Origin of the sequence: Leptolyngbya sp. PCC 6406, assembly GCF_000332095.2 — a bacterium.
GTDB lineage: Bacteria > Cyanobacteriota > Cyanobacteriia > Phormidesmidales > Phormidesmidaceae > PCC-6406.
On sequence record NZ_KI913949.1, the window covers coordinates 3,242,288 to 3,266,189 of the forward strand.

10 protein-coding genes are annotated in these 23,902 nt (G+C 58.2%); 6 read left to right on the top strand and 4 right to left on the bottom strand.

What is annotated here, in order from left to right:
* Nucleotides 1-86: 86 nt before the first annotated feature.
* From LEP6406_RS0214380 to LEP6406_RS0214395, 4 genes are read right to left on the bottom strand one after another with little or no spacing between them, the layout of a single operon-like run.
* Nucleotides 87-503: a type II toxin-antitoxin system VapC family toxin gene (locus LEP6406_RS0214380; protein WP_008312490.1), complete on the bottom strand. Its 417-nt coding sequence runs from the start codon at nt 501-503 to the stop codon at nt 87-89.
* Nucleotides 500-739 (bottom strand): antitoxin family protein, encoded by a 240-nt coding sequence (locus LEP6406_RS0214385; protein WP_008312489.1) that lies wholly within the window; start codon nt 737-739, stop codon nt 500-502. Before LEP6406_RS0214385 ends, LEP6406_RS0214380 begins: the two co-directional genes overlap by 4 nt.
* Nucleotides 740-4,477 carry a HEAT repeat domain-containing protein gene (locus tag LEP6406_RS28190; RefSeq protein WP_051463696.1) on the bottom strand — a complete coding sequence of 1,246 codons (3,738 nt, stop codon included), beginning with the start codon at nt 4,475-4,477 and terminating at the stop codon, nt 740-742. It abuts the gene before it with no gap.
* 36 nt (nt 4,478-4,513) lie between these two features.
* Entirely contained in the window at nt 4,514-6,694 is a 2,181-nt protein-coding gene (locus LEP6406_RS0214395) for a pentapeptide repeat-containing protein (protein ID WP_027269136.1), read from the bottom strand.
* Between the two features lie 169 nt (nt 6,695-6,863).
* On the opposite strand from LEP6406_RS0214395, the gene LEP6406_RS28195 reads away from it, so the two are divergent.
* From LEP6406_RS28195 to LEP6406_RS30355, 6 genes are all read left to right on the top strand, one after another.
* A complete protein-coding gene (locus tag LEP6406_RS28195; protein ID WP_225886694.1) occupies nt 6,864-7,679 on the top strand; it encodes a cobalt-precorrin-6A reductase in 816 nt (271 codons plus the stop codon).
* 312 nt (nt 7,680-7,991) lie between these two features.
* The gene (locus tag LEP6406_RS0214405; protein WP_008315080.1) at nt 7,992-9,437 is read left to right on the top strand and encodes a PP2C family protein-serine/threonine phosphatase; all 1,446 of its coding nucleotides are present in this window, start codon (nt 7,992-7,994) and stop codon (nt 9,435-9,437) included.
* A 342-nt stretch (nt 9,438-9,779) separates the two neighbouring features.
* Nucleotides 9,780-16,607, top strand: coding sequence for a type I polyketide synthase (locus LEP6406_RS28200; protein ID WP_008315081.1), 6,828 nt, complete (start codon nt 9,780-9,782; stop codon nt 16,605-16,607).
* A complete protein-coding gene (locus LEP6406_RS0214415; protein WP_008315083.1) occupies nt 16,604-17,446 on the top strand; it encodes a methyltransferase, TIGR04325 family in 843 nt (280 codons plus the stop codon). Before LEP6406_RS28200 ends, LEP6406_RS0214415 begins: the two co-directional genes overlap by 4 nt.
* A 91-nt stretch (nt 17,447-17,537) precedes the next feature.
* Nucleotides 17,538-20,831 (top strand): non-ribosomal peptide synthetase, encoded by a 3,294-nt coding sequence (locus tag LEP6406_RS0214420; protein ID WP_008315086.1) that lies wholly within the window; start codon nt 17,538-17,540, stop codon nt 20,829-20,831.
* Nucleotides 20,828-23,848, top strand: coding sequence for an alpha/beta fold hydrolase (locus LEP6406_RS30355; protein ID WP_008315088.1), 3,021 nt, complete (start codon nt 20,828-20,830; stop codon nt 23,846-23,848). Before LEP6406_RS0214420 ends, LEP6406_RS30355 begins: the two co-directional genes overlap by 4 nt.
* The last annotated feature ends 54 nt before the right edge of the window (nt 23,849-23,902 follow it).

The window sequence follows — 23,902 nt, forward strand, 5'->3', positions numbered from 1 at the left end:
TTTTGCATTTCTAATTTCTCTAGCTGCTTCTGTATCCATTGTCACAATTTTTTGTCGGAGTCATTGATGGCAAGATCGCAAACTCCTTACTCATTTTGCAGCCAGTTTTGGATGGACAATTCTGAAATTCGTTCAAAGTGGTTTAAATTATTTGTCACGACTGGAAGACCATTCACCAAAGCAGTGGATGCAATCAAGATATCGGCATCTCCAATTAAGTTTCCACGTTGTTTAAGGAATGCATAAATATCTGATGCTTTGATGATCATTTCATCTGTCAGCGGTAAAACAATATTTGCGTCACAGAAGCGCTCAAAGGCCGTCAATTGTTTTGTCGCGTTCTTAGCCTTTAACCCTCTCAGGATTTCGTATCGAGTAATGATGGAAAAGGTGAACTGTCTTTGAGTTGACAAATAAGTTTGAGCTTTGGGAATCACGACAGGATCTCTACGGAGAATGGCAGAGAGAATATCCGTATCTAGAAGTACAGGTATTCCGGTCATGATTCAGTCTCTTCTTCAAAGAAATTCCTGCGATCAAGTGCGATTTGCTCAATCTCATCAATTTCGTCATCGGAAAGCCCTGCATAGACTTCAGCCGCTAACTGAAGCATCTTATCGGGTGGAATTTCTGCTTTTGTGTGAATGATGAGTTGAACTGCTTGGCCTTCTGAAAACTCCAGAGTTTTCAAAGGTCTAAAAACACCATTCTCATAAATTGCTTCGATAACTTGCTCCATCTATGCATCCTCCTCGCTTTTTGATTCTGTAGAGCTGCGGCCTGCCAATAGGGCATTTTGAATTTCTAAGTGCTCTAACTGATCCTGTGCCCATTGCCGCAGTTGTTCGTCGGGGTCATGGGTAGCTTTGTCGCGCAGCAGATCAAGGGTTTGGGGTTGGTGACGATGGTGGGTGATCAGTACTTTGAGGGCAATCTGACGAGGATTGTCTTGCCAGCTTTCCTTACGCTCAAAGGGATCGTTCAGGGTAACGCTGTGAAAACACTCAAACAACTCCGGGACAGCACCCCAGCCCTGCGCTAACTCCTTCACTGCCGTACGGCGAACATATTCATTCTCATCTCTTTGGGCACGGCTTTTGAGCCAAGGCAGGGTGTCGGGGTCGTCTTTCCAACCCTGTGCTAATTCCTTCACTGCCGTACTGCGTACATTTAAGTCCTCATCGGTTTGGGCACAGTTTTTGAGGATGGGCAAGGTATCAGGGTCGTCTTTCCAGCCTCGCGCTAACTCACTCACAGCCGTACTGCGGACAGCCCAATGCTCATCGCTTTGGGCATAGCTTTTGAGCCAAGGTAAGGTGTCGGGGTCGTCTTTCCAGCCTCGCGCTAACTCACTCATAGCCGTACTGCGGGCATTCCAATGCTTGTCGCTTTGGGCGCGGGTTTTGAGCATGGGAAAGGTGTCGGGGTCATCTTTCCAGCCTCGCGCTAACTCACTCATAGCCGTACTGCGGACAGCCCAATGCTCATCGCTTTGGGCATAGCTTTTGAGCCAAGGTAAGGTGTCGGGGTCGTCTTTCCAGCCCCGCGCTAACTCCCTCACAGCCGCACGCCGGACATTCCAATGCTTGTCGGTTTGGGCGCGACTTTTGAGCCAAGGCAAGGTGTCGAAGTCGTCTTTCCAGCCCCGTGCTAACTCCCTCACCGCTGCACTGCGGACAGATTCATTCTCATCGCTTTGGGCAAGGCTTTTGAGCCAAGGTAAGGTGTCGGGGTCGTCTTTCCAGCCCTGCGCTAACTCACTCACAGCCGTACTGCGGACAGCCCAATTCTCATCATTTTGGGCAAGGCTTTTGAGCCAGGGCAAGGTGTCGGGGTGGTCTTTCCAGCCCTGCGCTAACTCACTCACTGCCGCACGGCGGACATCCGAGTCCTTATCGGTTTGGGCGCGGGTTTTGAGGATGGGCAAGGTGTCGGGGTCGTCTTTCCAGCCCTGCGCTAACTCACTCACAGCCGTAACGCGGACAGCCCAATTCTTATCGGTTTGGGCGCAGGTTTTGAGCCAGATGAGGGTTTGGGGTTGCCCAGCCTTGAGGGTGGCGATCGCTCCCACTGCTGCTACTGGGACAGAAGAATAAGAGGCAGTCGAAAAAACCACGCATCGCTCTAGCCATGGGGGCAGTGGGGGATGATCGGGCCAGTGAGCCACGATTGCCCCCACCATGGCCTCTGCGGCCTCCAGGGTGAAGTTGTAAGGATATTCCTGCTCGACCTCAGTTTGTAACTGCTGCAATAGGTCAGTATCCAGGGCGGTAAGGGTGGCACGATCGCGCACCTCCCCTAAACAATCTGCCGCCAGGAGCAAATTCAGCAGCCCGGACTTTTCCAGGAGATCGGAATCCTCATCCAAATGCTCGGCCCGGTTGATTGTCTGCGCCATCACCCACTGAATTAAGCCCTCTGCAAACTCTGGGTCTACCATGCCCGTCACCAGCCGCAGCACCTCATGCCAGGTGGCATCCTGCCAGTGGGGGGCAAAGACCTGATCCCGTAATTGCTCGAAGGTCAACCCTCCTTCGGCTCCCCGCTTATCAAACCGCTCCTTGATTTCAGCGGCGCAGAAATACTCCAAAAATGTGCGGTGGACAAAGGCGTAGGCATCATCCCCCAGGTAGCAGAGGATAAAATTCCGCTCCCGTAGTTGGTCAATGATCAGGGTGGCAATGCTGGGGGCGTTGGGGGCTTCCTTGATGGTTTTCAGGTAGTCCGTCAGGCAGTCCAGCAAGTCCTGGTGGCGAATAAAGTTTCCCGCTAGCCCCTTGGGGCTGGTTTGCATCCGCGCTGCCACCCGTCGCAGCATCCGCTGCTTGTCGCGGTGGTCTAGCTCAATGGGGTATTTCTCCAGGCGGGCATCCTTCAGCAGCTTTTCCTCCACATCCCACTGGTACAGCAACACCTCCGAGGCTTTTTCATAGAGCCGGGTACGATCCCTGGGTAGCTCCTCCCCCCGGTTCAAAATTGCCATCAGGGTCAACAGCAGCGGGTTTCCCGCCAGCTCTCGAATCGCTTTAGAGCGGGTAATGGCGGCGTTCAATCGTTCCCGTTTTCGTTGCCGCTCGGCCTCGTCGCGGTAGGTGAGGTCGTGCCACCGCTGCAAAAAGTCCGCGATCTGCGCCTCCTCCAGGTCTTGCAGCATAAAGTGGTGGAATCCCGCCTCCCGCAGGGCTTCCGCCCGGTAGCCAATGATGCGAGAGGTGACCACCACCGGCACTTGGGGGTACCGCTGGGTGAAGTTGTGGATCTGGGTCAGCACCGTGCCCCGCTGCTGGCGATCCACCACTTCATCCAACCCATCCAGCATCACCAGCGCTTTGCCCTGGGTCAGCCAGTCCTCTAGCTGATGCTGATCCAGGTGGTTGACCCAATTGCTGCCCCGGTGAACAAAGTCAATAAAGTCCTGGCATTCGCCCTTTTCCCGGCTCTGGCTGTAGCCCCGCAGCTCAATCAACAGAGGAATTTGTGCCTCGGTGCCCTGCCGCGCCCACTGCACCGCCAGATACCGCAGCAGCGTCGATTTCCCCGACCCCGGATCCCCCAGGATCACCAGGTAGGGATGGCGGGGCTGCACCGGGACGAGGTCTGCCGTTGCCCCCACAATCGCCAAAACAGACTCCGGTACCGCTTGGCGATAGAAGTCCCGACGGCGTTCAACTTCCGCTTCCGCTAGGTCATCCAGCATTCCCGCCTGCTGGTAGCGCCGCAAATGCTCCTTGGGAATTTCATAGGCTTGGGGCAGGTACTCTTGGCATTCCCGCGCCTCCTGGGCCACAAACACATCCCAGAGGGATAGGCTGCGGTAGTTGGTGCCCTCCCGCTCGTACTGGCTGCTGCCCAGGCTCTCCAGCTTCAGCGCCCCATACTGTTCCAGAATGGCGTTGCGATAGCGGGTGAGGTCAAAGCCCACCGTTCGCCCAGCCAGTTGCTTCAGACTCTCGGTTTGACGCTTCTGGAGCTGAATATTCAGCACCTCGCGCAGATCGGCATCCGCTTCAATGATGCCGACAACGGCCTCCTGGTATTTCTGGGTGATGCGCCGCCACCGAAAATCCTCAACGGGAAACCCCCACTGAGGATTGAGGTAGGTTTCTTCCCAAATCTGCTTGAGGCGGGCAGCGTCTACGGTGGCGTTGCCGTCAACAAACGCCTGCCCCAGGAGAGGCCGGACGTTGACATCTTTAACAAACTGTTTTGCCGCATCCCGATAAAAGTGATTGATGCTGGTGTCAGGAACTTCGTTGTCCTTCAGTTCTTGAATAAACCGCTGGAGAAAAAAGCCGATCGCCTCCGCCATCGGCTGCTTCAGGGTCGATGCCTTGAGTCGGGCCACGCCGCTGGTGAGACAGCCCTTGAAGAAATCCTCGACATAGCTTTCTAGCGCCGCCGTGGTGAAGCCCAGCACCTGGGTTAAGACCACTTTGCCCAGCTCAATACCCGCCGGGATAGCCCACAATTCCATCATGGCGACAGTTCAGGTAAGACGAAACGCCTCTTTCCACTATGGCACTCCTCCCAGAGGGCTAGGGGACTCGCAGGCGTTGTGAATTCCTCCCTGGGCACAAATATGGGCAAGCTGGGCCGCATCAATGTTGCGGGCCACATTGAAATCCACCCCCGCAAAGCGATCGCCCTGCTTTAGGTCCGGCACAGGGGTGACAAAACCATCGGTCACAATCGGGCTCTCGTGAGACAGAATGGCTCCCGCCAAATTGGTCCCCGCTAGATTGGCTCCCCGCAGTTGCACTTCCCGCAAATCTGCCCCCTGAAGACTCGCAGCCTGTAAGTTCGCCCCCTGAAGATTGGCCCCCACCAAACTAGCCCCTGTCAGATCGGCTCCCTGCAAATTGGCGTGACTCAAATTAGCGGCGATAAGCCTTGCATCCTGAGCCTCAATAGCCTGGAGATCGGCCTCAGAAAAATTAGCCCCATCGGCAATGACCTGACGCATCCGGGCTTCCCGCAGCTTGGCCTGGGGCAGTTGGGCCGTCGTCAAGTCAGCCGCAATCAGGCGAGCCTGGGTCAGGGTAGCCCGCTCCAGATGGGCTTGAATCAGATTTGCCCGCTCCAGGTTGACCCCCTTTAGATTTGCCAGAGTTAACTGGGCCTGGGGCAGCTTGGCCCGGAGCAAACTGGCCCCCGATAACTGCACCAGGGTCAGATCTGCGCCACTCAGGTCGGCATCCGTCAGGTCTGCGCCACTCAGATCCGCAATCCAGTCGTCATAGGTATCGGTGTGGTGGTCGGGGCCGGGGGCAAAGAATTTGGCCCCCTGAAGTTGTGCCCGATTCATCACTGTGCCCCGCCAGCGCATTCCTGCCAGCGCTTGTTGGGGTAATGTCAGGGCAAAGTTGCCCTGATCGGCGACGAGGTACCCCAGATTCAACCCACTGAGGTCAAATTCAGGGGCGCGATCCCCCGCTAAGGCAATCAACTGCGCCAGAATGCGGTTTACCGCCCGCAGCCGGATCGCCAAGGATCGCCGCAACGCCGGATCGGACTGCACCGTCAGATCGCGGCTGAGACTTTGATTTAGGCGCTTGAGGGCAGGCAAAGCTGCTGGACCTCGATGCACCACCGCTTGTTGCAGCGTGTCGAGCCATAACGGATCCTCCGCCTGGGCAATTAGATCCACCAATAAGGGCGTGACTCGATGATCTGCCACAGTACCTAAGGCCAACACCGCCGCCCGTCGGGATTCCCCGTTGCTCTCTGGACTCGTCAGCGTGGTGACCAGATCGGTAAATAGGGTTTGGTGTGCAGACCTAGCGCTGTGGTTTTGCCACAGGGAATAACCGCTGATGCCGACTAGACAGCCCCCGATCAAGATCCAAGCTAGGGGTAGGCGGGGCCGCTCTTGCCAGTTCTCTCGCCGAGGACTCATGACCCTGGAGGTCAACCCCCCCGTGTGCTCAGTCCAGATCAAGGCTCCAGACAGATCGGGAGACCCCAAATCCCCCAAATCCTTTGTCTCTCTCCAACGGGCAGCAAGGCGCACCATCGCTCCGGTTTCACAATCCACAATGCAGGTGCCTGCTAGCCAGTCATGCCAGGAGCGTCGGGGCCGATTTCCCAACCCGGTCAGACTCTCGCCCACCAGTATCAAAGCCCCTAGCCCGGAGAAAATCAGTAGACTGGGAAACCCGCCACTCACACGCCAAAGACCGTAGGCCACCAATAGTGGCCCTCCCCAGCGACCCAGACCCTCCCGCAGGAGGATTCGCCGCCACCCCGGCACCTGTCCATCTAGGGCCACGATCTGGAGTCCCAGCCAGCGCTTGGGGCCGCTGCTACCCCGGCGGCTGATGCCGTATAGGTGGGCTCCAATCAAGATCAGGGGCAGTCCTACGGCCCCTGACCACAGCACCTGGGTCAGGGGGGGGGCGGACTGGGGGAGCAATCGCTGGGGGAGTCCCAAAAGTCGGGCGGTGTGGGTTTGCGCTACCCGCAGGGCAGGGCTGAGGGGGGGCTGGGGTTCCTCGGCACTGCGCTGATTTACAGACCCCCCTAGGGCCAAGGGCACGCCAATGCTGGCAGCTAGGATCGCTGCCTCTAAACTCCACGCAAGCCACCGTCGCCCCACCGTGGGTACGCGGTGGGCAAAGGGTCGGGGGGAGGTTTTGGCCTCTGAACTCGGCGCTGAACTTGTAGACGCGGAAGCGGATCGGAAGAATCGCAGCATGGCACAGTTTGGGTGCTGTAGCCCCTGTTGTACCATTGCACTGGGAATTTGCGGGCAGATGTGACAGGACGTATTCCCGATCTGGGGAAATTGAAGGGGGTACTTCATTCACTGCAACACTCGCTGCAATACTTACTGCAATCCTGAATCCTGGTCTCGTTTATGGCTGATTGGGGGTACCCAGGAGAGTCGCCAGATTGTCGCTGAGGTGCTCCAGCGGGGGACCGATGGCATCCCGCCGCTCTTGGTGACGGTGACGACGCCAACTGCGATCGCACTTTATCCCGACCATCCTGGTATTCAGGTCTGGGTGGGGCAGGTTACTCCAGCGGTGGCGACCACCTTTATCCAGGACCACAGTATTGGGGCCATTCTGGATGCCTCCCATCCCTTTGCCACGGAAATTTCCCAACGGGCCATTGATTTGGCTCAGCAGCACCACCTACCCTATTTGCGCTACGAACGTCCGGCAACGACGATGGGGGAACCTTGGCGCGATCGCTGCGATCGCGAGGGCTTAGTTCTGCTCCACCGCTGGGCCGATCTATTCCAGCCCCAGTATTTGACACCCTGCGATCGCACCCTATTAACAGTCGGCACCCGTCAGCTTGCCGCCTTTGCCCCCTGGCACAACCAAACCACCCTTTTTGCGCGGGTTCTGCCCCAACCCCAGGCATTAGAGGCAGCACTGGCAGCCGGCTTTTTACCTCAGCGATTGGTGGCCCTGCGGCCTCCGGTAAGTCCTGAATTAGAAACAGCCCTATGGCAGCAGTGGCAAATTACCCAGGTGGTGACCAAAGCCTCCGGCACAGCGGGGGGGGAGGCGCAAAAACGAGACCTAGCCGCCCGCCTGGGGCTGCGGTTGCTAGTGTTGGCGCGCCCCCCAGTGCAGTATCCAGCCCAAACCCAGACCCTTGAGGCCGCAGGGACATTTGTCTTGACCATGGGGCATCTGGATGCAACCAAAGGCACCATGGTTCGTTAAGATAACGCCGGAGCAAAGAATAATACCGAATCCGAATTGGATATCTCTGCTTCTAAGCAGAAATTTCTGCCGCCAAAGTCCTGTAAACCCTGGATTTTTCAGGATTTGCGATCGCCGCGATCGCTTTTCTCCGAGAATGCTATGCTTATTCTCCAAAGTTGGCCCCTAGGGTGAGACCGCCTACCGTCATCCAGATTTCACCGTAGTAACGCCATCTTTAATTTAATTCCATCCTTAGAGAGACCCCCCGCCCCCTAAGATCGCCTATCGTGGCCTGTGCTTGACGACCTATCCTGTGCTGCTGACTCCTCCATGACCACTGTGCCCATGCCATCTGGTCCCTCTGATGCAACTGGTCAAGACCCACGACCAGAGGCTACCCCTGCCTTTGCCCTACGGGAACTGGTGGCGCGTCTTCAGCGCGAACAATATAAAATTCAAGACCTCCTGAGTTCCCTAGGCTTTGCCCTCCGGAGTCTAAATAATCTCAATCAGTTCCTGGAACTGATTCCCATGATTGCCAGCCGGGTCACCGATGCCACTGGCGGAGCCCTCGTATTGTTTCGCCCCGATGGTCAGGTGCGGCTAGAGCGAATGCACTGCCAGAGCAACCAGCATTGCCAAGATGTCAAAATGGCTCTAGAAGCTGCCACCCGCCAAGTGACCGCTTCCTTTGCCTCTGCGTCCGCCGACAGCACCGTGACCGTGGCCCGCAGTGCCATGACTTCCCTCGACCGCTATGTGCATCGGTATTTGGGGGCAGACTTCCAGATCTTTGGCACCCCCATCATCGTGCGAAATGGAGAACGGGGGCGGCTCTACGTCTTTAGCCGCGATGCCGACTATAGCTGGAGCGAGACCCGCCAAAAACTGGTGCGATTGGTGGCAGACCAAACCTCCGTCGCCATTGAAAACGAAGAGCTAACGGTGGCCCTGCGCCAAAAGGAACGCCTGGGACGGGAATTGGAAATTGGGGCGGAAATTCAACTCCAACTCCTACCGCGCCAGTTTCCTGCCATTGAGGGTATTGATCTGGCGGCGCGTTGCCACACCGCGAATAAGGTCGGGGGAGACTACTACGACTTCATCCCCACCACCTACGGCCAGTTGCGCCAACCCAAGACCCAACAATCCGCCCTAGCCCCCTGGAGTTTTGCCATTGGCGACGTGATGGGCAAGGGGGTGCCCGCTGGGCTGATCATGACCATGGTGCGGGGAATGCTGCGGGCGGAGGTGCTTCACGGCCATGCCCCCGCCCAGATATTGCAGCACCTCAACCACGTAATGCACACCGACTTGGAAAACTCCAGTCGGTTTGTCACGCTGTTTTACGGCGAGTACGACCCTCAATCCCGGCAGTTGGCCTACAGCAATGCCGCCCACAACCCCCCCTTTCTGTGGCAGGCCGCCACCAATACTGTCACCCGTCTGGATACGGTGGGGATGTTGCTAGGGCTGGATATGGAAACCCACTACTACGAGGAGCGGGTCCAGCTTCAGCCAGGGGATACGGTCATTTACTACACCGATGGCTTTACTGATGCCGCCAATGCCAAGGGAGAACGCTTTGATGAGGACAACCTGATCAATGCCCTCCAGTGGGCTTGCCGCAACCGCCATTCTGCCCAAGAGATTCTGGATTACTTATTTGATCTGCTGAAAAAGTTCCTCGGTAGCGATCGCACTGCCGAAGATGATGTCACCCTGGTGGTGATGCGGGTCAAGCCTGAACTCCAGCTCCGGCTGTTTCAGGAATAGGCTTCCCTGTGATGGAGGTTCTGCTGCCTGTGGCGAAGTCTAGCTTGCAGCAGAGGGGACGAGGCAATATCGACGGATAGCAAATAGTAATCCTATTTGATTGCTGAAGACCTTCTTGTTTTCGATTTCATAATGATTCCGCATTACTACTGAATTTATCGGTGTCAGAGTTTATCTGTTGCATAAAGCTACACCGCACTATCGATAAAGATTAAGTGAAGGTACGGACAAATTCTTGCTCACCTCAATCCCTAGGCTCTAGTTTAGCTGAATAAGAACTGCGGCTAAATACTCAAAATAGTCTGTAGGTTCTTTGAGCAATAGGGTGCTTGAGGACATAAGATGGCTGAACTGATTGGCCAAACGCAACAGCTATCAGAATCAGAGCAGCACTGGTCATCGCCAGAATGGGAGCAAACCAACCCCAAGTGCTCCATAAGTAGCTGTATTCATAGAACCTTCGAGATCCAAGCCCAGAAAACACCTGATGCGATCGCGGTTATTCTACCCGCTAAAAATTCGCCGTCGCCCCACACCCTAACGTATCAAGAATTAAATCTTCGCAGTAGTAAATTAGCCTGTGATCTGCAATCTCTGGGTATTAAGCCTGGGGATTTTGTTGCGTTTTGTTTAGACCGTTCCCTAGAGATGATCGTCGCAGTTCTAGGGATTCTGAAAGCTGGCGGAGTATATGTGCCTCTGGACCCCGCCTATCCCCAGGATCGGCTGGCCTTCATGCTGGCAGATGTGCAGGCTCCGGTCATTCTCACCCAGGCATCCCTTGCCGCTAGGCTACCTGCCAGTGCTGCTACGGTGATGTACCTAGAGGCGGGTTGGGGGGTCGATAGGCACCCAGATACCGAGTTCACAACGGTTTTCGTACCTGAGGATGCTCTGGCCTACGTCAATTACACCTCCGGCTCCACTGGGCGGCCCAAAGGCGTAGCGGTGCCCCATCGAGGGGTGCTACGGCTGGTGTTGGGGGCAGACTACACGCCGCTGGATTGCGATCGCGTATTGCTGCAACTGGCCCCTATCTCCTTTGATGCGGCCACGTTGGAACTGTGGGGGCCGTTGTTGAATGGCGGGCGTTGCGTCCTGTTCCCCGGCAGTGGTCTACCCGATCCCCGCGATCTGGAATGGGTGCTGCGGGACCATGGCGTCACCACCCTCTGGCTCACCGCCAGCCTGTTCAACACCCTGATCATGGAGGCCCCGGAGGTGCTGGCCCCGGTGCAGGAATTACTCACGGGGGGGGAAGCCCTGTCGGTGCCCCACATTCGCCGCGCCCAGGAACGGTTGCCCAATACCCAACTGATCAACGGCTACGGCCCCACAGAAAGCACCACCTTCACCTGCTGCTACCGCATTCCTCGACCCTTGCCTGCGGACTGCACCAACATCCCCATCGGCTACCCCATCAACCGCACCCAGGTGTACATCCTAGACGCGCAGCAGCAGCCCGTCGCCCCTGGGCAGCCAGGGGAACTCTACATCGGCGGCGATGGCCTCGCCCAGGGCTATTTGAACTTGCCGGAGAAGACCGCCGATCGCTTTATTCCTAATCCATTCGCCGCCGATCCCCAGGCGCGGCTGTATCGCACCGGGGATGTGGTGCAGCAGCGACCCGATGGGGCGATTGAGTTTATCGGTCGCCAAGACAACCAGGTGAAACTGCGGGGCTTCCGCATTGAACTGGGGGAAATTGAGGCGGCCCTGATGGCGCACCAGCGCGTCCACACCGCCCTGGTGGTGTTGCGGGAAGACACCCCTGGCCGCAAGCGCCTGGTGGCCTATGTGACGGCGGATAATGCCGCAACCCTGGACCCGGCAAAGCTAAAGGCGGCACTGCGCGATTGCCTCGCCGCCTACATGGTGCCGGAGGCGATCGTTGTGTTGGACCAGATGCCCCTCACCCCCAACGGCAAAGCCGATCGCCGCGCCCTGCCCATCCCCCCAGAAACCCCGATCCCTGCCAGCGTCCCTAGTAACCCCCCTCAAACTGAACTGGAGGAAACCCTGGGGGCAATTTGGGCAGGGGTGCTAGGGGTGGCCACCGTCGGCACCCAGGACAACTTTTTTGACATCGGCGGTACCTCCCTGCTGGGGATGCAGGTGGCCCTCCGGATTCAGCAGCACATCAGCCCTGATTTTCGGGTGGTCAAACTGTACGAGCATCCCACCGTTGCTGCTTTGGCTAGGTATTTGGCGGCGGGGGAACCGGCGGCGCTGGCTGCCCCCACCGTGGCTGCTGTCCCCAGCCAAGAGGGCATCGCCATTGTGGGCATGGCGGGCCGCTTTCCGGGCGCTGATTCCGTCGATCGCTTTTGGCAGAACCTCTGCGATGGCGTCGAGTCCCACACCGTCTTTAGCCTGGATCAGTTGGACCCCAGCATCCCCGCCGACCTGCGCCAGGACCCCAACTATGTGCCTGTGCGGGGCATTGTGGACAACGCCGACCAGTTTGACGCGGCCTTCTTCGGCATCTCCCCTCGGGAGGCAGAGGTGATGGATCCCCAGGCGCGGGTATTTCTGGAGGTGGTCTATGCAGCCCTGGAAAATGCCGGGTATAGCCCCGACACGCCTGACACCACTATCGGCCTCTATGCCGGGTCGGGTCACAACACCTACTTTGCCCGCCACCTCTGTGGTCGCCCGGAGGTGATCCGTCGCCTGGGGGACTTTCAGGTGATGTTGGCCAATGAGAAGGACTTTGTCACCACCCGCGCCGCCTACAAACTCAACCTGCAAGGCCCGGTGGTGAGCGTCAATACCGCCTGTTCCACCTCCCTAGTGGCGGTGATTCAAGCCTTTCAGGGACTGCGCGATCGCCAATGTGACATCGCCCTAGCGGGGGGAATTTCCATCACCACCCCCCAGGCCAGCGGCCACCTCTACCAGGAGGGCAGTATGCTCTCCGGCAACGGCCACTGTCGCCCCTTTGACGCCGATGCCCAGGGCACGCTGTTTAATGATGGGGCGGCGGTGGTGGTGCTGAAGCGGCTATCCGATGCCCAGCGCGAGGGCGATCGCATCTACGCCGTTATCCATGGCACGGGCGTTAATAACGACGGGGCTGATAAGGTCAGCTTCACCGCCCCCAGCGTCAGCGGCCAGGCTAAGGCGATCGCCGCCGCCCAGGCCGAGGCAGGGTTTGTGCCAGACACTATTGGCTATGTGGAAACCCACGGCACCGCTACCCCCCTGGGGGATCCGATTGAAGTTGAAGCCCTGACCCAAGCCTTCCGCCGTCAGACGGAGGCCAAGCAGTTCTGCGCCATTGGGTCGGTGAAAAGCAATGTGGGGCATCTGGTGGCCGCTGCTGGGGTGACGGGGCTGATTAAAACCGCCCTGGCCCTATACCATCGCCGACTCCCCGCCAGCCTCCATTTCCACCGCCCCAACCCCCACATCGACTTTGCCAACAGCCCCTTTTATGTGCAGGCCCAGGCAACGGACTGGCCCCAAGGCGATCGGCCCCGACGGGCAGGGGTGAGTTCCTTTGGGGTGGGGGGCACCAATGCCCATGTGGTGCTAGAGGAAGCCCCGGTCCCGGTCTGCACCAGCCCCGCCCGCCCCTACCACCTGCTGCTGCTGTCAGCGAAAACCCCGACGGCGTTGGATCAGGCCAGTCGCAACCTGCAAGCCCATTTGACCGCCCACCCCGATCTGTCCCTGGCGGATGTGGCCTATACCCTGCAACGGGGACGGCGGGTCTATGGCCATCGACGCTGGTGGGTGTGTCGCCAAGGGGAGGCGGCAGCCGCCTTGGCCCAGCCGGACCCCAACCACAGCGGGGGTCGCCAGGGCGATCGCGCTTCCCGGCAGGTGGTGTTCATGTTCCCCGGTCAGGGCTCCCAGTACCTCCACATGGGGGCGAATCTTTACGCCCATGAGCCCGTGTTCCAAGAGGCCCTCGACACCTGCGCAGCGCTACTGCTGCCCGTGGTGGAGCGGGACATCCGCACCCTGGTTTACCCCCAACAGGATGAAGCCGCCGCCACCGAGCAGTTGACCCAGACCCGCTGGACCCAGCCCGCCCTGTTTGCGGTGACCTATGCCCTGGCCCGCCTGTGGCAAAGCTGGGGAGTGCAGCCCAGCGCCCTAATTGGCCACAGCATTGGGGAATTTGTCGCCGCCTGTTTGGCCGGAGTCCTGCCCCTAGAGGCGGCCCTGACGCTGGTGGCCCTGCGGGGACAGTTGATGGATGCCCTCCCCACGGGGGCGATGCTGTCGGTGCGGGCGGAGGCAACGGCGGTGGAGCCCTATTTAGAGGATGGGGTGGCGATCGCCGCCATCAACGCCCCCGGCCTCTGCGTCATCTCGGGTCCCTACGGGGCGATCGCCGCCTGCCAGCAGCGGTTAGAGGCGGCGGACATTCCCTGCCGTGCCCTCCACACCTCCCACGCCTTCCATTCCCCGATGATGGCCCCGGTGCGGCAGCCCCTACTGGAGTTGTTGCAGGGGGTGCCCCTGGCCGCGCCCCAAATCCCCATCGTCTCCACTGTGACTGGGGATTGGCTCACCGCCGACCAGGCCACAGACCCCGCCTACTGGGCCGATCATTCCCTCGCCACCGTGCGCTTTGCCGATGGCATTGCCACCCTCTGGCAGCAGCCCGATCGCATCCTGCTGGAGGTGGGGCCTCGCACCACCGCCGCCACCCTGGCCCGCCGCCAAATTCAGAACCCCCAGCAGCAACTGGCCCTGTCTTCCCTGGGTACCACCGCTGAGGATGGGGCGGAATGGCAGGCCCTCTGGGGAGCCGTGGGTCGCCTCTGGGCCGCCGGGGTCGCCATCGACTGGGGGCAGGTATATCACCAGGAACGGCGCGATCGCCTGCCCCTACCTACCTATCCCTTCGAGCGTCAGCGCTACTGGATTGATCCGCTGCCAGCGGTAGATGTTGACCGGGAAAATCCCCTGCATGGATCACCGCCGGAGAATTCAAAATTCAAAATTCAAAATTCAAAACTTTCCCACCCCACTTCTGCCATGACCCAAAGCCGTAAGCCCCAAATCTTCACCGCCATCCACGAGGTCTTGGAGGAAAGTTCTGGTCTGGCCCTGGCCGGGGCCGATCCCACCTTGACCTTCCTGGACCTGGGCCTCGACTCCCTATCCCTGACCCAGGTGGGCATTGCCCTCAAGAAAAAAGTTGGGGTGAAAATCACCTTCCGCCAGTTGCTAGAGGATTTTCCCACCCTGGACACCCTCGCGACCCATCTGGATAGCGTGTTGCCAGCGGAGGTCTTTGCCCCCGTCGCGCCCGTCGCCGCCGCCCCAACCTCACCCCAGCCCATGGCCCCGCCGACCGCCCCCAGCAACGGCCACAACGGCAATGGCAATGGCCACCACTATGGGAATTTCATCCCCATGACCTCCACCCCGCCCCCCTCAGATGCTGTCCAGGCCCTGGTGGCCCAGCAGTTGCAGATCATGCAGCAGCAATTGGCCCTGCTGGGTCAGGGTGCCCCAGGCCCCGCTGGCTCCGTTACGGCTCCGGCGGCTCCAATGACGGTGGTGCCAGCCGCAAACGGCACCCCTGCCCCTAGCGCGTCTCCAGTTGTGCCTCCGTCCGCCCCCCCGGCGGAGGCCGTGGCACCCAAGAAAATCCATGGCCCCGGTGCCCGCATCGAGAAAAGCAAATCCACCGATCTCTCGGCGGAGCAGCGGGCGGCCCTGGATCGCTTCATTGCCCGCTACACCACCCGCACCCAAACCTCTAAGCAGCAGGCTCAAGCCCACCGCCGTGCCCTGGCGGATCCCCGCACGGTGTCTGGCTTTAGTCCCCTCCTGAAGGAGATGGTCTACCCCATTGCCACCGATCGCTCGACGGGGTCCAAACTGTGGGATGTGGACGGTAACGAGTATGTGGATTTGACCAACGGTTTTGGCCTCAACTTCTTTGGTTGGTCCCCAGATTTTGTCCAGCAGGCAGTCATGGCCCAGATGGAGCGGGGCATTGAAATTGGTCCCCAAACGCCCCTGGCGGGCCGGGTGGCCCAGATGGTGAGCGAGTTCACGGGCATGGAGCGGGTGGCCTTTTGCAACACCGGGTCCGAGGCGGTGATGGCGGCCCTGCGCCTTTCCCGTACGGTGACGGGGCGCAATCGAGTGGCCATCTTTAATGGCGGCTACCACGGCACCTTTGATGAGGTGATTGTGCGGGGTGGGCCAAACCACCGATCCTTCCCAGCGGCACCGGGGATTATGGCATCAGCGGTGGAAAACGTGCTGATGCTGGACTACGGCACCCCGGAATCCCTAGAGGTGCTGCGGAGTCAGGCCGATGACCTAGCCGCCATTTTGGTGGAGCCGGTCCAGAGCCGCCGCCCCGATTTGCAGCCCCAGGAATTTCTGCAAGACCTGCGGCGACTGACGGAACAGTCGGGCACGGCTTTCATCTTCGACGAAGTGGTGACGGGGTTCCGGGTGCATCCCGGTGGTGCCCAAGCCTACTTCGACATTCGGGCGGACTTGGCCACCTACGGCAAGATCATCGGCGGCGGTCTGCCCATTGGCGTGGTGGCGGGCAAGGCTGAATATATGGATGCCCTGGATGGGGGCTTCTGGCAGTTTGGCGATGATTCCATCCCGGAAGTGGGGGTCACGTTCTTTGCCGGCACCTTTGTGCGTCACCCCATGGCCCTCGCAGCAGCGGAAGCGGTGCTAACGAAGCTCAAGGCATTGGGACCGGAAGCCCAGCGATCGCTGGCGGATAAGGTCACTCGGTTCGCTAATCACCTCAACGACCACTTCCAGCGGGTACAGGCCCCCGTCAAGATTGCCCATTTCACCTCCATGTTCTATGTGAAGTATGACGAGGGCGAACCCTACGGTGGCTTGCTGTTCTATCTGCTGCGGGAGAAGGGGGTGCATGTGTGGGAGCACCGCCCCTGCTTCTTTACCCTGGCCCACACGGAGGCCGACATTGAGTTTGTCATCCGCGCCTTTAAGGACAGCGTGGCGGAACTGCAAATCGCCGGGTTCCTCAGTGGGTCCATCCCCAGCGCTGATCAGGGATTGGTTGGCAATGGGACGGTAGACCGTAATCGCCCGCCTCAACCGGGTGCCCGCCTGGGCAAAGATCCCCAAGGCAACCCCGCCTGGTACATTCCCGACCTCGATCGCCCTGGTAAATATCTGCAAGTGGGGGCCGTATCATGACTGCCACTGCCATCGGCTCCACAACCAAGCTCAAAGTGCGGCAACTGTTAGGACAATTCTTAGCCCTACCCGCTATTCGAGATGCGTACGGCTATTTCTGTTTCCCGCGCATCGCTAATGGATTTCGGGATATTTTTACCACCTTTGAGGCAGCCGAAAAGGCGATCCCTCAATCTGCCAAAACAGGTTATGACACAGCGTTAGCCCACAAATCCCGAAGGCAGACGTTCAATCAACTTAACCCCAGCGATCGCCCCCTGTTGCCCCACCTCAACCGTGCCTTAGCCGAGAGTCAGCGGGTCTTTGATCTAGGGGGCAGCATTGGCCAGGGATACTACACCTATCAGAACCATGTGCAGTATCCACCCCACCTGCAATGGCAGGTGGGTGAAGTATCCAGCGCCGTAGCGGCGGGCACCCAATTCGCTCAGGAAAAAGGGGCGACCAACCTTTCATTTACCACCCAGCCAGAGGCGGCGGATGGTGCAGATGTGTTCATTACCTGCGGAGCACTCCAATACATCCAACCCTCTTTAGCGGAAATAATTGCGCCTCTAGGGGAGAAACCAAGGCATTTGTTTATCGCCCGCGTCCCTTTTTATGACGGGCCAGAATATTTCACTCTGCAAAGTATTTTGGCCTCTAAAAGACCCTATAAGTTGGCCGCAATTTGCCCCTATAAGATTCAAAATCGTGATCGGTTCATCGGTGATCTGGAGGCGCTGGGTTATGAACTGGTCGAGAGTTGGAAAAATGATCGAATCTGTGTGATTCCTTTTCACCCCCAGCGCTTTGTGAATGGTTACCACAGTTTTTACTTTCGTCGAGGGGATGCCTGATGGGCATTCCGGTAGTGGCTGAAACCTGTAGCCAGCGTCTGGCTTCAACGAATTGATGTGTGCGATCGCTGATTGTCGTCCTGAGGTTGTTATGGTGCTGTCTCCGAACCCGTTAAATGCCAACTATGTGGCCGTTGACTTTGACCCCTTTGCCGAGGGGGAACTGGTTAATACCGCCGCCGCCACCGAGTCCCAACGGGAAATTTGGGCCTCGGTGCAGATGGGGGATGAGGCTAACTGCGCCTACAACGAATCCCAAACCCTGACCCTGCGGGGGCAGTTGAATGTGGACGCTTTGCAAGCAGCCCTTCAGGCCCTAGTGGATCGCCATGAAGCCCTCCGCACCACCCTCAGTCCCGACGGCACCACCCTTTGCACCCAGGTCCAGCAAGCCCTGACGGTGCCCCTGCGGGACTGGTCCACCCTATCCCCTACTGAGCAGCAAACCAAGGTCGATCACTGCTTGCACGCAGCGGTTTCCACCCCTTTTGACTTAGAGCATGGCCCCCTGTTTCGGGCGGAAATCTTGTGCCTAGAGCCCGCCCTGCACCAGGTGATTTTGACCGCCCACCACATCGTTTGCGATGGCTGGTCCTGGGGGGTGATGGTACCGGAGTTGGGACAACTCTACAGCGCCCTCAGCCAAGGGCAAACCGCTGACCTGCCGGAGCCAGAGCCCTTTAGCCAGTACGCCCTACAACTAGAGGCCGCTGCCCAGAGCGCTGAAACCGCTGCCATTGAGCAATATTGGCTGGATCAGTTTGCGAACTCGGTACCCGTGGTGGACTTCCCCACCGATGCCCCCCGCCCACCCCTGCGCACCTTTGACTCCACCCGCGAAGATTGGCAACTGGATGGGGAACTGGTTAGCCAACTGAAACAGTTGGGCAAAGCCAATGGCTGTAGTTTCATGACCACGCTGCTGGCGGGGTTTGAGGTTTTTCTCTATCGCCTGACTGGGCAGGCGGACCTAACGGTGGGAATTTCCGCCGCAGGGCAAGCGGCGCAAGGGCTTTACCATCTGGTGGGCCACTGCGTAAACTTGCTGCCGATCCGTAGCCAGATTGATCCCCAGCAGCCTGTTCAAACCTACCTGCAACGGCGGCGGTCAGCCCTGTTGGATGCCTACGATCACCAGCAGTTTACCTTTGGCAGTTTGGTGCGGCGCTTGGCGCTGCCTCGGGATGCCAGCCGTATTCCCTTGGTCTCCGTTACCTTCAACCTGGATCAAGCGCTGGATCCCCAGCAATTGCGTTTTGAGGGGCTCGACGCTTCCCTTGCCTCCAACCCCCGTACCTTTGAAAACTTTGAGTTTTTCATCAACGCGACAGAAGCCCAGGGCAAAGTCACCCTAGAGTGCCAGTACAACAGCAACCTGTTCCAGCGGGACACGATTCAGCGCCGTCTGGCAGAACTGGAAACCCTATTGCGGGGCATGGTTCAGAACCCGCAACGGGAGATCGCCCAGCTACCGTTACTCCCTGAGTCAGAGCAAACCTTACTCAATCAGTGGCATCAGCAAGGTGACCCCAAGGCGATAGATCTGCCGATTCATCAAAAGTTTGAGCAATGGGCTAGTCAAACGCCGACAGCCCTAGCCATGGTTGGGGAAGGCCAAACCTGGACCTATGGCGAGGTGAATGCCCGGTCTAATCAACTTGCCCACCATTTGCAATCTTTGGGCATTGGTATCGGCAGTCTCGTGGGCATCTGCATACCGCGCTCCCCCCAGATGGTGATGGGCATTTTAGGCATTCTCAAAGCGGGTGCAGCCTATGTCCCCATCGACCCAGACTATCCCCCTGAACGTCAGCAATACATGCTGACGGATGCCGGGGTTGATCTGCTCTTGGTGCCCGCCCATGGGCAAGACAATATCTTCAGTTCCTCCCTACGTCGATTGGAACTCGACCCTGACTGGACTGAGTTGTCATCGTATCCCCCCCACAATTTAGAAACGACCATGACAGCCAGTTCTTTGGCCTATGTCATGTACACCTCCGGCTCCACGGGAAAGCCTAAAGCCGCCAACATCACCCATCGCGGCCTAGCCAACTATTTAGCCTATGCCAGCCAGCGTTATTACACCCAAACCCTAGGCGGAATTGTCAGCTCATCGTTGGCCTTTGACGGAACCCTGACGACATTGCTGGGGCCACTGTACGCAGGAAAAACGACATCCCTGCTACCGGCAGGACAGCATGAGATAGACACCCTCATTCAAGCTCTTCGCACCGAAACGCAACCCTGGGTTTTCAAAATTACCCCAGCTCACGCAGAAACCATTCTGGGGTTAGTCGGGCAACGTGAAATTAGTCAGATTCCGCACCTAGTTGTAATGGGAGGCGAGCAACTTAGAACCGATCTTGCCCTCATCTGGAAGCAAACGCTGTTGCCACAGGCCAGCTTCTTTAACCAATATGGGCCAACAGAAACCGTTATTGCCTGCTCAAGCTACGCCATTGCAAGCTTAGAGGAGATTCCTCAAAATCATCCGGTGGTACCCATTGGCAGACCCATTCAAAATGTTCAGCTCTATGTTTTAGATGCTGTTCAAGCATGTTGTCCCATTGGGGTGCCAGGAGAGCTCTTTATTGGCGGCCCTGGTGTTGCTGCTGGATATCACCAAAGACCTGAATTAAGTGCAGAAAGATTTGTCAATCATCCCCTCGCTGGATCCTCTGAAAAGCTCTATCGCACCGGTGATCGAGTGCGATGGTTAATGGATGGCAACCTGGAATTTCTGGGGCGGTGTGATCACCAAATCAACCTCAGGGGGTTTCGCATTGAACCTGGGGAAGTCGAAGCCGCTATCAATCAATATCCAGGGGTTCAACAGTCCGTTGTCATTGCTCGGGAAGATAGTCTAGGTGATCAGCGTTTAGTCGCCTACGTTGTGACCGACGATAATGCTGGGTTGCCCCTCAGTGACCTCCGCGCCTTTTTGAAGGCAAGCCTGCCCGAATACATGATGCCGTCCGCAGTGGTGACCTTAGAAGCTTTACCCCTGACGCCGAACGGCAAGGTAGATCGGAAACAACTGCCTCGCCCAGAAAAGGATGCCAATGCCCAGACCCGTTTCGCGGTGCCGGAAACCGAGACAGAACAGCAAGTTGCCGCCATTTGGTGTGATGTATTGGGTGTCAACGCGGTAGGCCGCCACGACAACTTTTTTGATCTCGGCGGTCACTCCCTGCTGGCGGTGCAGATTGTGGTGCAGTTGCAGCAGGTGTTTGCCATTAACCTGCGGATGCCCGCCCTGTTTGAACATCCCACTGTGGCGACCCTAGCCAGCCACATTGAAACCATCTGTTGGGCTGCGGCCACCCCAGCCACGGCCATGACCGCTGATGATGACGCTGATTTTGAGGAGGGCGAACTGTGAATACCCTGAACCTGGAAACCGCCGTGACCGCAGCGCCCCCGCGTCCCCTGGCTGATCTGTTGACGGATCTGCGGCAGGCTGGGGTGCAGGTGTGGATGGAGGGCGATCGCCTCCGCTACAAAGCCCCCAAGGGAGCCCTGACCCCGGTGCTGATGGAGGAACTGCGCGATCGCAAATTAGACATCATTACCTTCCTCAAAACCGTAGCCGCCGAGACCGATCCGGTTCCCACTATTACCCAGGTCGATCGGCAGCAGCCCCTGCCCCTCTCCTTTACCCAAGAACGGTTTTGGTCCCTGGCCCAGCTCCATCCCCAGAGCCCCGGCTTCAACATGCCCATGGCCTATCGGTTTACAGGCCAGTTAGATCGGGCGGTATTGGAGCAGAGCTTGGCCAGAATCCTGCAACGCCATGAGATTCTGCGCACCACGTTTGTTACCGACGGTGAGCAGGTGTGCCAACGTATTGCCGCTCACTTGTCCCTGCCCTTGGAATGGATCGACCTCACCCATGTCCCCCCGGAGGATCGGGAAGCCGTTGCTCAGGACCGCGCCAACCAATTGGCCAAGTTACCCTTCGACCTTGCCCAAGGTCCGTTGGTGCAGTTTCACCTGCTAGTGCTGGAGGCCGACAACCACATTATTTTGTGGAATTTCCACAGCATCATCTGCGACGGTACGTCTCTGGATCGCTTTTTCCAGGAGTTTGTGGCCCTCTACACCGCCTTTGCCCAGGGGCAACCAGACCCGTTGCCGCCCTTAACCATTCAATATGCCGACTTTGCCCATTGGCAGCGCCAGCAGCTACAGGGGGAAACCCTAGAACGGTTGCTGGACTATTGGCAGAGCCAGAGCCAAAAGCTGCCTGTGCTGCCCCTGCCCACCGATCGCCCCCGCCCACTGCAACCCTCTAATCAAGGCGATCGCTGTGCCCGTCTGTTGCCCAAGGCATTAAATGACGGGCTCAACAAAGTCAGCCAGGGGGCAGGTACAACCTTGTTTATGACCCTGCTAGCGGCCTTCAAAGTGTTGCTCTATCGCTACAGCGGTCAAACGGACTTGGTGGTGAATGCTGCGATCGCCAATCGCCAACAGTCGGGGGTAGACACCATGTTGGGCTATCTCCGCAATACGTTGATTCTGCGCACGTCCCTAGAGGGCAGCCACCCTGAAGTCGTGCCCAGCTTCCGCGACATCCTAGAGCGGGTGCGCCAGGTTTCCCTCGCCGCCTACCAACATCAGGATTTGCCCTTCGAGCGTTTGGTGGAAGACCTGCGCCCGGATGGGGTGCGGGGGGGGGCTCCTTTGTTCCAAGCTGCCTTTGCCCTCAACCCCCCTTGGAAGGGGAATCAGGGCATCACCTCCCAATGTGAGCTACCTGGCGTTACCCTGGGTTCTCTCTTTGGCTATGTGTACATCGGCACGACCAGCTACGATCTGTCCCTCACCATGCGGGAGACCGACCAAGGGCTAAGGCTGGTCTTTGTCTACAACACCCACCTATTCGACCAGATCACGATTCAGCACTTAATTGATCAGTTTCAGGCGCTGCTGGAAGGCATTGTGGCGAATCCCGATCACCCCATCGATCGCCTACCCCTGATGTCCACCGCTACCCAGCAGCAAATGCTGGCAGACTGGCCGGAGGCGGTGGTGCTCGATACCCACCACCAGTTTCTACCCACGGGCATTCCAGGCCAGGTGTATTTAACGGAACAGGGGCGATCGCAGGGGATATTACCCGTCACAGCAGCATCGACCCTGACCTACCCAATCAGCCCCGATCAAAGCGCGATCGCCCTCTACCCCACCGGGCAAACGGGTCGCCGCCATGGCAACGGTACCCTGATCCTCGATGCTGACCGCGTAGCTGAACAACCGCAGCGATCTGCTCCCGTCGCCCCTCGCGATGGGTTGGAACAACAACTGGTCGAACTATGGGAAGCCACCCTGGGAATTCATCCCATCGGCATCCGCGACAACTTTTTTGAGTTGGGGGGCTATTCCCTACTCGCCATCCGCTTGTTTGCCGATATTCAAAGCCGCTTTGACCAAGATCTCCCACCCAACCTGCTATTCCAAGCTCCCACCGTTGAGGCCCTAGCTCAGGTCCTGCGCCAAAAGGACTGGACCCCCACCTGGACCAGCCTGGTGCCAATTCAACCCCAGGGCACCCGTCCCCCCCTGTTTTTCCATGGCGGTGCTGCCGATGCCCTGACCTGGGCCAACGTTGCCCGCCAGTTAGGGCACGACCAACCCTTCTACGCCCTAGAACGGCCTGACCTGAATGGTCCACCCTTAGAGGATGATTCCGTAGAGGCGATCGCGGCCCTAGCCCTGGAAGACATTCGCCAGATACAACCCCACGGCCCCTATCATCTGGCGGGCCATTGTTTCGGCGGCATGGTAATGGTGGAAGTGGCCCAACGCCTCCGCGCCGAGGGGGAAACAGTTGCCCTGCTGACTTTAGTGGATGCCTATGCCCCTGAGGCGATCGTCCCCCAACTCAAGCTACCTGCGCCCCTACTTCAGCTCTATTGCCAGTGTGACCGAGCCATTTTCTGGTTCAAAAAAACCTACCACTACTACCTTAGAGTCCAGGGCTGGGGGCAGTTTACTCAACAATGGCTGACCTTGTGGAAGCGTGCTCAGCAAAAGGCCCAGTTTGCGCGCCAAAAACAACAAGCCTACAGCCAATACCAAACCCAATCTCCAACTTCCTCCTCCAAAAGGGAAGCCGAACTACCTGATCTTCCCTATGAAGTTCGCTATGCTCTGGCGGAAGAAGCCTGTCGGAGCGCACGCCAAGCCTATGTCCCCCAGCCTTACCCTGATCCAGTCGTAATTCTGCGACCCAGTACAATATTAGAAAATTGGCGCTATGGCAGACTTCAGGGTTGGGACTCCGGACTTACTGGCCAGGTGACATTGAAGATCATTCCGGGCCTCACCGGCAATTTATTTAATCAAGCCGCTCTGCCCCACTTGGTCAAAGCCTTGTCAAGCTATCTCAGCTAAAAAGCCTTTCGCCCCTACTCCTGAAATACATTTGTGTAGTCATTTCATCGGACT